At 70.5% G+C, this 12,708-nt stretch carries 13 protein-coding genes and 1 pseudogene; 12 read left to right on the top strand and 2 right to left on the bottom strand.

The features are described from left to right. The first annotated feature begins 12 nt into the window (after positions 1-12). Both QM708_RS03895 and QM708_RS03890 read left to right on the top strand, forming a co-directional pair. Positions 13-426 carry a YccF domain-containing protein gene (locus QM708_RS03895; RefSeq protein ID WP_415104594.1) on the top strand — a complete coding sequence of 138 codons (414 nt, stop codon included), beginning with the start codon at positions 13-15 and terminating at the stop codon, positions 424-426. A 169-nt stretch (positions 427-595) separates the two neighbouring features. Continuing rightward, positions 596-937 (top strand): annotated as a pseudogene (locus QM708_RS03890) (GtrA family protein); the annotation flags it as partial. Between the two features lie 119 nt (positions 938-1,056). Here the strand turns inward: QM708_RS03890 and QM708_RS03885 are convergent. Continuing rightward, positions 1,057-3,141 carry an elongation factor G-like protein EF-G2 gene (locus tag QM708_RS03885; protein ID WP_415104592.1) on the bottom strand — a complete coding sequence of 695 codons (2,085 nt, stop codon included), beginning with the start codon at positions 3,139-3,141 and terminating at the stop codon, positions 1,057-1,059. A gap of 181 nt (positions 3,142-3,322) precedes the next feature. Between QM708_RS03885 and rplM the strand changes: the two genes are divergently transcribed. Genes rplM through QM708_RS03865 form a run of 4 tightly spaced genes read left to right on the top strand, consistent with a single transcriptional unit; the run spans position 3,323 to position 6,400 of the window. After that, complete coding sequence (gene rplM / locus QM708_RS03880) at positions 3,323-3,766, top strand: 50S ribosomal protein L13 (RefSeq protein WP_415104590.1); 444 nt, start codon at positions 3,323-3,325, stop codon at positions 3,764-3,766. Positions 3,767-3,783: 17 nt separating this feature from the next. Then, a complete protein-coding gene (gene rpsI, locus QM708_RS03875) occupies positions 3,784-4,302 on the top strand; it encodes a 30S ribosomal protein S9 (RefSeq protein WP_415104588.1) in 519 nt (172 codons plus the stop codon). A gap of 5 nt (positions 4,303-4,307) precedes the next feature. Next, a complete protein-coding gene (glmM, locus tag QM708_RS03870; RefSeq protein WP_415104586.1) occupies positions 4,308-5,660 on the top strand; it encodes a phosphoglucosamine mutase in 1,353 nt (450 codons plus the stop codon). Then, on the top strand, positions 5,657-6,400 hold the full coding sequence (locus QM708_RS03865) for a hypothetical protein (protein WP_415104584.1): 744 nt from the start codon (positions 5,657-5,659) through the stop codon (positions 6,398-6,400). The genes glmM and QM708_RS03865 overlap by 4 nt, the downstream gene beginning before the upstream one ends. Before the next feature lie 9 nt (positions 6,401-6,409). On the opposite strand, the gene coaA is transcribed toward QM708_RS03865, so the two are convergent. Next, complete coding sequence (gene coaA, locus QM708_RS03860) at positions 6,410-7,399, bottom strand: type I pantothenate kinase (RefSeq protein ID WP_415104582.1); 990 nt, start codon at positions 7,397-7,399, stop codon at positions 6,410-6,412. On the opposite strand from coaA, the gene glmS reads away from it, so the two are divergent. Genes glmS through tsaD form a run of 6 tightly spaced genes read left to right on the top strand, consistent with a single transcriptional unit; the run spans position 7,398 to position 12,706 of the window. Beyond that, a complete protein-coding gene (glmS, locus tag QM708_RS03855; protein WP_415104580.1) occupies positions 7,398-9,242 on the top strand; it encodes a glutamine--fructose-6-phosphate transaminase (isomerizing) in 1,845 nt (614 codons plus the stop codon). The genes coaA and glmS overlap by 2 nt on opposite strands. A gap of 5 nt (positions 9,243-9,247) precedes the next feature. After that, entirely contained in the window at positions 9,248-9,595 is a 348-nt protein-coding gene (locus QM708_RS03850; protein WP_415104578.1) for a holo-ACP synthase, read from the top strand. Between the two features lie 13 nt (positions 9,596-9,608). Beyond that, positions 9,609-10,583, top strand: a complete 975-nt coding sequence (gene tsaE, locus QM708_RS03845) for a tRNA (adenosine(37)-N6)-threonylcarbamoyltransferase complex ATPase subunit type 1 TsaE (protein WP_415104576.1) — start codon at positions 9,609-9,611, stop codon at positions 10,581-10,583. After that, a complete protein-coding gene (gene tsaB, locus QM708_RS03840; protein WP_415104574.1) occupies positions 10,580-11,224 on the top strand; it encodes a tRNA (adenosine(37)-N6)-threonylcarbamoyltransferase complex dimerization subunit type 1 TsaB in 645 nt (214 codons plus the stop codon). Before tsaE ends, tsaB begins: the two co-directional genes overlap by 4 nt. Beyond that, entirely contained in the window at positions 11,221-11,670 is a 450-nt protein-coding gene (locus QM708_RS03835) for a GNAT family N-acetyltransferase (RefSeq protein ID WP_415104572.1), read from the top strand. The genes tsaB and QM708_RS03835 overlap by 4 nt, the downstream gene beginning before the upstream one ends. Then, positions 11,663-12,706, top strand: a complete 1,044-nt coding sequence (tsaD, locus tag QM708_RS03830) for a tRNA (adenosine(37)-N6)-threonylcarbamoyltransferase complex transferase subunit TsaD (RefSeq protein ID WP_415104570.1) — start codon at positions 11,663-11,665, stop codon at positions 12,704-12,706. The genes QM708_RS03835 and tsaD overlap by 8 nt, the downstream gene beginning before the upstream one ends. Positions 12,707-12,708 lie beyond the last annotated feature (2 nt).

The following is a 12,708-nucleotide window of genomic DNA, read 5'->3' as shown; positions in this document are numbered from 1 at the left end:
AGGGAGACATCCGTGTTGCGCGCAATCCTCAACATCGTGTGGCTGGTCACCGGAGGAATCTGGTTGTCCCTGGGCTACTTCCTCTTCGGCCTGCTGGCCTGCCTGCTCATCGTGACGATCCCGGTCGGCGTCGCCTCCTTCCGGATGGCCTCGTTCGCGCTGTGGCCGTTCGGCAAGACCGTGGTCAACAAGCCGGGCGCGGGCGCCGGATCGGCGATCATGAACGCGCTGTGGTTCGTCATTGGCGGCCTGTGGCTCGCGATCGGGCACCTGACCACCGCAGCCGCGCAGGCGGTCACCATCATCGGCATCCCGCTGGCCATCGCCAACGTGAAGATGATCCCGGTGACCTGTTTCCCGTTCGGCAAGCAGATCGTGGATTCGGACGCGATTCCCGCCGGGACGCGCCCGGTCTTCACGCTCTGAGTTGAAACGGTGCGCGTCGCCGCGAGGACCCCTTATTGTTCTCAGCATGCGCACAGACGGCGAGGACGGGGCAGCGGCCCTGTGGTTTGCCGCCTTCACGGCCCGGCTACGGGCGGCGCTGCCTGAGTGGCTCAAGGCGCTGCTGCCGGTGACCTTCATCGGCTACGCCATGATCAACGGCAGCGCCTTCGTGCTCGACATGGGCTTCTTGACCCTGATCGGGCACTTCTGGGATCTGCCGTACCCCATCGCCTTCTCGATGGGGTACGCCCTCGCGTCGGTGTACGCGTTCATCCTGAACCGGTGGCTCAACTTCCGTGAGCACGGCGACCTGGGCAAGCAGACCTCGAAGTACACCTTCGTCATCGTCAGCAACTACCTGATCTGGATCGTCGGCTTCGGCTCGCTGCTGGACTGGTTCGGCGTCCAGTTGCAGGTGGCCCGGGTCACCGCCGCCTGCCTGGAGGGCGTCTACATCTACCTGATGCTGCGGTTCTGGGTGTTCCCGCGGCACACCTTGGACGCCGACGGCGTCGACGACGGCGTGCTGCCCGGCCCGCCTGGGCCCGAGGACGCCGATGCCGGCGCCCCCGAGGGAGCGCCGGCATCGTGATCCTGCGGCCGTGAGGCTCAGGCCTTCTTGGTGAAGGGCTCCACCAGGTTGGCCGGCAGCAGCTCGTAGCCGTGGAACGCCCGGCTGAAGCTGCCGGTGCCGTGGGCGATGCCGCGCAGATCGATCGCGTAGCGCGCCAGCTCCAGCTGGGGCACCAGCGCCTTGATGATCACCTTGCGGCCGTCGGTGTCGGTGCCGAGGAGCTGCCCGCGGCGTCCGGACATGTCGGTCATCACCGCGCCCATGTACTCCTCGCCGACGGCCACCGTGACCAGGTCGAGCGGCTCCAGCAGGGCCACGTTCTTGCCGACCTGCGCGGCCTCCTTCAGCGCCGCACCGGCCGCCATCTGGAAGGCCATGTCGGACGAATCCACCGAGTGGGCCTTGCCGTCGTACAGGGTCACCCGCACATCGACCATCGGGAACCCGGCGATCACGCCGCGCTCGAGTTGGGCCTTGGCGCCCTTCTCGACCGAGGGGATGAACTGCCGCGGCACCGCACCGCCCACCACCTTGTCGACGAACTCGAAGCCCGCGCCGCGCTCCAGCGGCTCGACCTCGATGTTGACCACGGCGTACTGGCCGTGCCCGCCGGACTGCTTGACGTGGCGGCCGAGCGCGGTGGCCTTGGCGGTGAACGTCTCGCGCAGCGCGATCTTCACCGGCTCCTGCTCGACGTTCACGCCGTAGCGGTTGCGCAAGCGGGCCAGCAGCAGGTCGGCGTGCGCCTGGCCGGTGGTCCACAGCACCAGCTGATCGGACGCCCCGCGCGCCAGCCGGACGGTGGCGTCCTCGACCGCGAGCCGCTGCAGGGCACCGGCGAGCTTGTCCTCGTCGTTGCGGGTGGCGGCCTTGATCGCCAGCGGCAGCAGCGCCTGCGGCGTCTTCCAGTTGCCGACCACGACCACGTGATCGCGCGAGGACAGCGTGTCGCCGGTTTCGGCGGTGGTCAGCTTGGGCAGCATCACGATCTCACCGGCGATGGCGGAGGTCTTCGGCTTCAACTCGGTGCCGTGCGCCTGCTGGATCTGGCCGATGCGTTCCTCGTTGTCGTGGTCGGGATGAGCCTCGTCTTCCTCGGCGAGGAAGAACGAGCGGTGGCCCGACAGGTGCACCACGTCATCGGTACGCAGGGTGCCCGAGAAGATGCGCACCATCGACAGCCGGCCCGCGAACGGGTCGGTCGTGGTGCGGATCACCTGGGCGCACAGGGGAGCCGACGGGTCGGAGGGGGCGGGGCCGGCCTCGTCGCCGTTGAGCTTCACCATGACCGGGTTGGGGTGCAGGCTCGGGGTGGGGAAGCCGTGCTCGATCAGGCTGAGCAGCTCGTCGGTGCCCAGGCCGCTGGACTGGATGACGGGCACCACCGGGAACAGGTTGGCGCCCGCGGTGGCCTTCATCAGGTCGTCGAGCAGGTAGGAGCGCCCGGGATCGGTGCCCTCGAGGTAGGAGTCCATCAAGGCGTCGTCCTCGGCCTCCTGGATCAGCGCCTCGATCAGCGGGCCGCGGTGCAGCTCGACGAGGTCGTCGTGGCTGCCGTCGCCCTCGTGCAGCACCGGCTCACCGCCGCCGGAGTAGTCGCGGAAGCGCCGCGACAGGACGCCGACGGTGCCGTGGATGCCCGCGCCCTCGCCGACGGGGACGTGGACCGGAAGGACGCCCTCGCCGAACTTCTGCTTCAACTCCTCCACCACCGTGTCGAAGTCGGAGTGCGCGGCGTCCAGCTTGGTCAGCGCGATCACCCGGGGGAGGTTCGCCTCGGCGCATTCCTCCCACAGTGCTTGGGCCGCGCCGTCGATGCCGTCGGCGGCGCTCACCACGAAGATCGCGGCGTCCGCGGCGCGGATACCCGCCCGGAGCTCGCCGACGAAGTCGGGATGACCGGGCGCGTCGAGGAGGTTCACGAAGACGTCGCCGGTAACCAGCGACGCGAGATAGAGCTGGGAAAGACGCTCGGCGTCGTCCTTCTCGCCCCTGTAGCCGGCGACGCGCGCACGCAGCAACTGCTCGAACAGCGAGGTCTTCCCTGACCCCGCGTTGCCGATCAGCACCACGTTGCGGACATCGTCCGGATTGTTCACCTGGACCAGTGCAGTGTTCACCTTTGAACTCATGGCCCAACCCTGCCACGCGCCGGGTTCGCATGTGCGGTTTGAGCCTGTTTTTGACCCCTGCGTTGCCCCGGGGTAATCTGAACCGCTGTTGCGCTGGAGTGCGCCCTTGTGGTGACCCGCGCCGACGCTCACGTTTTGTTCAGCTCTGAATGGAAGATGGTCCACGACCGTGTCTACGTACAGCCCCAAGCCTGGCGAGATCACCAGGAACTGGCATGTGATTGATGCCTCCGATGTCGTGCTGGGTCGCCTCGCCGTGACCGCCGCGACGCTCCTGCGTGGCAAGCACAAGCCGGTGTTCGCGCCGCACGTCGACACCGGCGACTTCGTCGTGGTCGTCAACGCCTCCAAGATCGCGCTCACCGGCAACAAGGCCACCACCAAGATGGCCTACCGCCACTCCGGCCGTCCGGGCGGCCTGCGCGCCGTCTCCTACGGTGACCTGCTGGCCACCGACCCGCGCAAGGCCGTCGAGGCCGCCGTGTGGGGCATGCTGCCGAAGAACAAGCTGAGCCGCCAGCAGCTCAAGAAGCTCAAGGTCTACGCCGGCCCCGAGCACCCGCACGCCGCGCAGCAGCCGCAGGCGTACGAGATCACCCAGATCGCCCAGTGACACGACAGGGAAGCACCGTGACCGACACCACCAACGAAGAAGTCCTCGCTGAGATCACGCCGTTCACCGACGAGGCTGACCGCGAGATCGCCTACCGCTCCGAGGGCACCGCGTCCTCGGCGGCGCCGGGCGTCCGCCCCGCCGTCGTCGCGCCGGGCGCCGCGACCGGCCGCCGCAAGGAAGCCGTCGCCCGCGTGCGCATGGTGCCGGGCTCGGGCCAGTTCACCATCAACGGCCGCACGCTCGAGGAGTACTTCCCGAACAAGCTGCACCAGCAGACGGTCAACGAGCCGTTCGTGACCGCGGCTGTCGAGGGCTCCTACGACGTCGTCGCGAAGATCGTCGGCGGCGGTGTGACCGGCCAGGCCGGTGCGCTGCGCCTGGCGATCGCCCGCGCGCTGAACGCCGTGGACGCCGAGGCCAGCCGCCCCGCGCTGAAGAAGGCCGGGCTGCTCACCCGCGACGCCCGCGTCAAGGAGCGCAAGAAGGCCGGTCTCAAGAAGGCCCGCAAGGCGCCTCAGTACAGCAAGCGCTGACGCCGATGCCGCGGCTCTTCGGTACAGACGGGGTCCGGGGCAAGGCCAATGTGGATCTCACCGCGGAGCTCGCGCTCGAGCTCTCGGTGGCGGCCGCGCACGTGCTCGGCGAGTCCGGGCTCTTCGAGGGTCACCGTCCGGTGGCCCTCGTTGCGCGTGATCCCCGGGCCTCCGGCGAGTTCCTCGAGGCGGCCGTGGTGGCCGGCCTCGCCTCCGCGGGCGTGGATGTCGTCCGGGTCGGCATCGCGCCCACCCCGGCGGCGGCGTTCCTGGTCAACGCGCTGGACGCCGACCTCGGCGTCATGCTGTCCGCCTCGCACAACCCGATGCCCGACAACGGCATCAAGTTCTTCGCTCGTGGCGGCGTCAAGCTCGACGACGCCCTGGAGGAGATGATCGAGGCCCAGCTGGAGGCCGAGTGGAAGCGCCCGGTGGGCGCCTCGGTGGGGCGCGTCAGCGACGATCCCGCCGCGGTCGAGTCCTATGTGGCGCACTTGGTGCGCTCGCTGGGCTCCCACGGCAGCCTGGCCGTCCTCAAGGTCGTGCTCGACTGTGCCCACGGCGCCGCCTTCATGACCGCCCCTGCGGCGTTCGAGGCTCAGGGTGCCGAGGTGATCACCATCAACGCCGCCCCGACCGGTCTCAACATCAACGAGAACGCGGGTTCGACGCACATGGAGGGCCTGCAAGCTGCCGTGAAGCACTACGGTGCGGACGCCGGCTTCGCCTTCGATGGGGACGCCGACCGCTGCCTCGCCGTGGACGCCGAGGGCAACCTCGTCGACGGCGACCAGATCCTGGCGATCCTGGCGCTGGCGCTGAAGGACTCGGGTGCGCTGCGCTCCGACACCGTGGTGGCGACCGTGATGAGCAACCTCGGTTTCCTGCAGGCGATGGAACGCCACGGCGTCCGGGTCGACCAGACCAAGGTGGGCGACCGCTACGTGCTGGAGTCGATGAACGCTAACGGCTTCACTCTCGGTGGCGAGCAGTCCGGCCACGTGATCATGAGCGAGTTCGCGACCACCGGCGACGGCGTCCTCACCGCGCTGCACGTCGCGGCGCAGATGGTGACCACCGGACGGTCGCTGGCCGATCTGGCCGGCGTGATGCGCCGGCTGCCTCAGGTGATGATCAACGTCAGCGGCGTCAACAAGGCGCGGGCGGGCATCGACCCGGTGGTCCAGTCCGCCGTGACGGCGGCCAGCCGCGAGCTGGCCGGCACCGGACGCGTCCTGCTGCGCCCTTCGGGCACCGAGCCGTTGGTCCGGGTGATGGTGGAGGCGTCCACGGCCGAGGAGGCCGGCGAGGTCGCGCAGCGTCTCGCCGACGTCGTGCGGGATCGCCTGACCCTGTGAGCGGCGTGGCCCCGGCCCGGACGGCGGGCACCGGTCTGGTTCTGGCGGTTGCCGTGGCCTCGTTCGTGTTCGCCAGTTCGCTGGTCGCGGTGCTGCCCGCCTTCCGGTTCGAGTCGCAGTTCCCGGCGCTGCTGCCGCTGTTCGCCCCGGCGGCCGCCGCCGGCATCGGGCCGGTCCTGGCCGCCGCGCGCGCCGTGGCGGGCCCGTGGCGGGCCGTCCACGGCCCGGTGTTTCTGCTTCCCTACGCGTTGGTGCTGGTGTGGGGGGCCGCAGTTCCCGCGTCGCCGTTGCCCTGGTGGGTGGCGCTGGTGGCGTCGGTATCGGTAGCGGCGCCGTTCTTCGTGATCGCGCTCCGCGAGCGTGCACTGCTCGGATTCCCGGCCCACGCCGAGCCCGACGCCTCCAGCCGGCGGGGCACCGTCCTGATCGGGCTGGCGCTGCTGCTGCTGGTCTACGCGGTCGCCGGCCCACCGCTGATCGGCCCGGTGTCCGGCGCGCTGCTGGCCGTGGTGCTGGCGATCGCGGCGCTGCTGCCGTCCGGGCTGGCGCGCGCGTCCCAGACCTGGGGGACCGGGTCCTGGCTGGCGTTGCTGTGGGGCGCGCTGGTCGTCTGGGCCAGCGCCGTGGTGCACGGCCTGACCAGCGTTTTCGCGCAGCCCTGGGTGCTGGCGGGGGTGATGGTGCTCGCCGGCCTGCCGTTGCTCGCCGTCCAGTCGGCGACCGGACGGCGTCTGGGCTGAGGCGTCCGGTCAGGTCTTGCGGATCCTGATCCACTCGATGTCGTGCTGCGCGTCCTTGCGCAGGATGGCGGTCGCCCGGCCGCGGGTCGGCAGGATGTTCTCGACCAGGTTGGGCCGGTTGATGGTGTCCCACACCTGCTCGGCGTAGGCGAGCGCCGCGTCGGCGTCCAGGCTCGCATAGCGGGTGAAGTAGGAGCGCGGGTCGGTGAAGGCGGTTTCGCGCAGGCGCATGAACCGGGTCAGGTACCACGACCGCAGGTCGTTCTCGTCGGCGTCCACGTAGACGGAGAAGTCGAAGAAGTCGCTGACGGCCAGCGACAGGCTGCCGTCCTGACGCGCCCGGGCCGGCTGCAGCACATTGAGTCCCTCGACGATCAGGATGTCGGGCCGGTGCACCACCACGCGCTCGCCGGGGACGATGTCGTAGACCAGATGGCTGTACACCGGGGCGCTGACCTCCTCGATGCCGGACTTCACGTCCATCACGAACCGCAGCAACGCCTGCCGGTCGTAGCTTTCCGGGAATCCCTTGCGCTGCATCAGTCCGCGGCGTTCCAGTTCGGCGTTGGGCAGCAGGAAGCCGTCGGTGGTGACCAGGCTGACCCGGGGGCGTCCGGGAAGCTGCGCGAGCAGGGCCTCCAGCAGTCGCGAGGTGGTCGACTTGCCCACCGCCACCGAACCGGCGACACCGATCACGAACGGGGTGCGTCGCTCGGACAGGCCCAGGTACTCGTGCGTGCTGCGATACAGGTGGCCGGTGTGCATCACGTACAGGTTGATCAACTCGGCCAGCGGCAGGTACACCTGCTCGACGGTGCTCATGTCGATGAAGTCGGCGCGGCTGCGCGCCCGGCGCAGCGCCTCCTCGGTGAGTTGCAGCGGCATCTGCCCGGCGAGATCCGCCCACATGCGCCGGTCGGCGAGCACGTAGGGCCCGTACTCGTCCAGCCCGGACGAGGAACGGGTGGGCATGCCGGTGGGCGATAGGCTGAAGACCATGTGCGGAATTATCGGGTATGTCGGGCCGCAGGGCGCCCAGAAGGTTCTCGTGGACGCCTTGCGTCGGATGGAATACCGAGGATACGACTCGGCGGGCATCGCCTTGGTGTCGGACGGATCCCTCGTCTCGGCGAAAAAGGCGGGCAAGCTGGCCAATCTCGAGGACGAGCTGACGGCCTCCCCGATCGCCGACGCGCACCTGGGCATCGGGCACACCCGGTGGGCGACCCATGGCGCGCCGACGGACGCCAACGCGCACCCGCACCTGTCGGCGGATCGTCGTGTCGCGCTGATCCACAACGGCATCATCGAGAACTTCGCGACGCTGCGCGCCGAGCTCGAGGCCGAGGGGATCACGTTCGTCTCGGAAACGGACTCGGAGGTGGCCGCACAGCTGGTCGGCCGTGAGGTCACCGCTGGAGCGGGGCTGGCCGACGCCATGCGCACCGTCGCCCGCCGCCTGGAGGGCGCCTTCACCCTGGTCGCGATCGACGCGCACAACCCGGACCTGCTGGTCGCCGCCCGCCGCAACAGCCCGCTGGTGGTCGGCGTCGGTGACGGCGAGATGTTCGTCGCCTCCGATGTGGCCGCGTTCATCGAGCACACCCGCGAGGCCGTCGAGATGGGCCAGGACGAGGTGGTCGAGGTGACCGCCGGCGGCTACCGGGTGACCGACCTGGACGGCAACCAGACCCAGGGCAAGCCGTACCACGTGGACTGGGATCTGTCGGCGGCCGAAAAGGGCGGCTACGACTGGTTCATGCGCAAGGAGATCTACGAGCAGCCGCAGGCGGTCGCCGAGACCCTGCTGGGCCGCTTCGATGCCGACCGCCGCCTCACCCTCGATGAGATCCGGATCTCGGAGGCGGAGTTGCGCACCATCGACAAGATCGTCATCGTCGCCTGCGGCACCGCCTTCTACGCCGGCCTGGTCGCCAAGTACGCCATCGAGCACTGGACCCGGATCCCTTGTGAGGTCGAGATCGCCTCCGAGTTCCGCTACCGCGACCCGATCATCACCGCCCGCACCCTGGTCGTCACGATCTCGCAGTCGGGGGAGACCGCCGACACGCTGATGGCCGTGCGGCACGCCCGCGAGCAGGGCGCCAAGGTGATCGCGATCTGCAACACGAACGGCTCGACGATTCCGCGCGAGTCGGACGCCGTCCTCTACACGCACGCCGGTCCCGAGATCGGGGTCGCGTCCACCAAGGGCTTCCTGACCCAGGTCGCGGCCTGCTACCTGCTCGGTCTCTACCTGGCGCAGGTGCGTGGCACCAAGTACGGCGACGAGATCGCCGCGGTGATGGCGGAGCTGGAGTCGATGCCCGGCAAGATCCAACAGGTGCTCGACGGCACCGACGCGATCGTGGAGCTCGCCCGTGGGATGGCCGACCGGGGCTCCTTCCTGTTCTTGGGCCGCCATGTGGGCTACCCGGTGGCGCTCGAGGGTGCGCTGAAGCTGAAGGAGATCGCCTACCTGCACGCCGAGGGCTTCCCGGCCGGCGAACTCAAGCACGGGCCCATCGCCCTGGTCGACGAAGGCATCCCGGTATTCGTGATCGTGCCGCCGCAGGGCCGCGATCAGCTGCACGACAAGGTGATCTCCAATATCCAAGAGGTCCGGGCCCGCGGGGCCCACACCGTCGTCCTGGTCGAGGAAGGCGATACCGAGGTGGCGCCGTACGCGGACGTGCTGATCGAGTTGCCGCGCGCCTCGACGCTGCTGCAGCCGTTGCTGGCCACGGTGCCGTTGCAGATCTTCGCCTGCGAGGTGGCGACCGTGCTCGGTCACGACGTCGACCAGCCCCGCAACCTGGCCAAGTCCGTCACCGTCGAGTGAGCTAGATGATCCTCGGTATCGGAGTCGACGTCTGCTCGATCGAGCGGATCAAGGACGCCTGCGGGCGTCCCGGATTCACCGACCGGGTGTTCACCCTCTCGGAGCAGCCGGCCAGCGAGCAGACGCTGGCCGGTCGCTTCGCGGCCAAGGAGGCGCTCGCCAAGGCGCTCGGCGCCCCCGCGGGGCTGCGCTGGAGCGACTGCGAGGTGCTCAGCGACGAGACGGGGCGTCCGTCGTTGGTGATCGCGGGCACCGTGGCCGAGCGCGCCGACGAGCTGGGCGTGACCCGGCTGCACGTGTCGATCAGCCACGATGCCGGAGTGGCGGTCGCCATGGTGGTGTGCGAGGGCTGAGGAGGGAGTGGACATGATGCCTGCTACTGCCGCGCTCGCCGCGGCCACGCTGCCCGACGGGCGCGAACTCATCGTCCGAGGGGCCGCCCATGAGGACGCGCCGGCGATCCTCGCCATCGTGCATCGCGCGTTCACCGCGCGCCCGGTGGTCGGCGACAAACCCGAAGCGCTCAGCGACGACCTGCGCTCGGTCGAGGCGCGCCTGGAATACGGCCACGGCTATCTGACCCTGCTCGACGGCGAGCCCATCGCGGTCGTCATGGTCGCCCGGCAGCGCGGCGCGCTGCGGCTGGGCCGGGTCGGCGTCCTGCCTGAATACCGGCAGTTGGGCGTGGCGTCCTTCGTGATCGGGGTGGTCTTGGAGGATCTCGCCGCGCGCGGCGAGGAGCGGGTGCAATTGCTGGCCCGCCAGGAGTTCCCGGCGCTACAGGCCTGGTGGGAGAAGCACGGCTTCGTCGCCCAGGGCATCGTCGAGGGCAACTGTGTGGTGATGGCGCGCGCGCTGCCCGTCGCGATCGAGGTGCCGGACGCCGACGCGATGCGCGCGCTGGGCGCTCGGCTGGCGCACCTGCTGCGCGCCGGCGACCTGATCATCGCCTCCGGCGACCTGGGCGCGGGCAAGACCACGCTCACCCAGGGCATCGGGGCCGGCCTCGATGTGGACGGGCCGGTGATCTCGCCCACCTTCGTGCTGGCGCGCGTCCACCCGACGCGGACCGACGGCCCGGCGCTGGTGCACGTGGACGCCTACCGCCTGGGCGGCTTCGCCGAACTGGACGACCTCGGCCTCGACGACTCGATGGAGGGTGCCGTCACCCTGGTCGAGTGGGGAACCGGGGTGGCCGAGGCGCTGGCGTCCGACCGGCTCGAGATCGACATCCGCCGGGGCATCGACCCCGACGACGAGACCCGCTGGGTGTTCCTCACCCCGATCGGGCCGCGCTGGAACCGCGTCGCGCTCGCCGCGGTCGCGAAGGAGGAGACGTGAGCACCATCCTGGCTGTGGACACCTCGACCGTGGTCGCGGTCGGCCTGGCCGCCGGCGGCGGCATCGTCGCCTCGGCGCGCATCGAGGACTCCCGCGCGCACGCCGAAGAGTTGATGCCGCTGGTCGTCCGGGTCCTCGACGAGGCCGGGATCGCGCTCGCCGACATCGATGGGCTGGTCGCCGGGGTTGGCCCGGGCCCGTTCACCGGCCTGCGCGTCGGCGTGGTCACCGCGACCACGCTCGCCGAAGTGCTCGGGGTGCCGGTTCGCGGCGCCTGCTCGCTGGACGCGATCGCGGCCGCCTGGGCGTCCGCGGGAGCCCCGCAGGAGTTCGTCGTTGCCAGCGATGCCCGCCGCAAGGAGGTGTACTGGGCGCGCTACGAGGCGTCCGGACGCCGCCTCGACGGCCCGCACGTCACCGCGCCTGCCGAGGTGCCCGCCCTGCCGCTGGCTGGGCCGGGTGCCGCGCTGATCGGCGATGTCGCTGGTCCTCAGGCGCTGGATGCCGGCTGGCTCGCTGCCGCCGAGTTGCCCGACGCGGGCCTGGAGCCGCTGTACTTGCGGCGTCCGGACGCCGAGGTGTCCACCAAGATCAAATCGACCCTGCCCGCGCCCAAGCTGTCGCTGCGGAGGACGCGGTGACCGTCGGTGTCGCCACCGGCGCCGACCTGGCCGCGATCATGGCGCTCGAGGCCTGCTTCGAGCACGCGCGCTGGAGCGAGGCGTCCTGGGCCGAGCAACTGGCCAACGATCAGGGGCGCGTCCTGACCGCCCGCGACCCTCGCGGTGAACTCTGCGGGGTGGCGACGTTCCGCTGTGTGGCCGAGACCGCCGACCTGGACCGGATCGTGGTCGCGCCCGGCCTGCGCGGGCAGGGGATCGGCGGCCGGCTGCTCGATGCGGGCCTGACCTGGGCGGACGCCGCAGGCGCGGAGCAGGTGATGCTCGAGGTGGACGCCGGCAACGCGCCGGCGATCGCGCTGTACCAGGGTCGCGGATTCGTGATGCTGGCGCGGCGCCGCGACTACTACGGAACCGGGCGGGACGCCCTGGTGATGGCACGGACGAAGGAGGCCGCGCATGAGTGAGCCGCTGGTGATCGGCATCGAATCGAGCTGCGACGAGACCGGGGTGGCGCTGGTGCGCGGGCGCGAACTGCTCGCCAACGAGGTGGCCAGTTCGGTCGATCTGCACGTCCGCTTCGGCGGCGTGGTGCCCGAGGTGGCCTCGCGCGCACACCTGCAGGCGATGGTGCCCACGCTGCGCCGGGCCTGCGCCAGCGCTGACGTCGACCTGTCCGAGATCGACGGGGTGTGTGTGACGGCCGGTCCCGGGCTGATGGGGGCACTCGTCGTCGGGCTGTCGGCGGCCAAGGCGCTCGCGGTCGCGCTGAACAAGCCGCTGTACGGGCTCAACCACCTGGTCGGGCATGTGGCGGTCGACCTGCTCGACCATGGCCCGCTGCCGGAGCGGTTCGGGGCGCTGCTGGTCTCGGGCGGGCACACGTCGCTGCTGGTCATCGACGACATCACCTCGTCCATCACCGAGGTCGGCTCCACCATCGACGACGCGGCCGGCGAGGCCTACGACAAGGTGGCTCGCCTGCTCGGGATGGGCTACCCCGGCGGTCCGGTGATCGACCGCGCGGCGGCCCAGGGCGACCCCCGGGCGATCGCGTTCCCGCGCGGGCTGACCAGCCGGCGCGACCTGGCCAAGCACCGCTTCGACTTCTCCTTCTCCGGGCTGAAGACCGCCGTGTCGCGCTGGGTGGAGACCGAGCGGCGCGCGGGCCGTCCGATTCCCGAGGCGGACGTGGCCGCCTCCTTCCAGGAGGCGGTCGCCGACGTGCTCACCGCCAAGGCGATGGACATGTGCGACCACTTCGGGCTGGACACGATCCTGCTCGGCGGCGGCGTCGCCGCCAACTCGCGGCTGCGCGGGCTGCTGGCCGAGCGCGCCGAGACGCGCGGAGTGACCGTGCGGCGTCCGCGCCCCGGCCTGTGCACCGACAACGGCGCGATGATGGCGGCGCTCGGCGCCGAGGTCGTCCGGCGCGGGCACCGGCCCAGTTCGCTGAGCATCGGCGCGAACCCCGGCCTGCCCGTCTCCACCGTGTTGGTCTGAGC

The sequence above is a fragment of the Propioniciclava sp. genome (assembly GCF_047602245.1).
Lineage (GTDB): Bacteria > Actinomycetota > Actinomycetes > Propionibacteriales > Propionibacteriaceae > Propioniciclava.
This window is presented reverse-complemented; position numbering and strand designations above follow the sequence as displayed.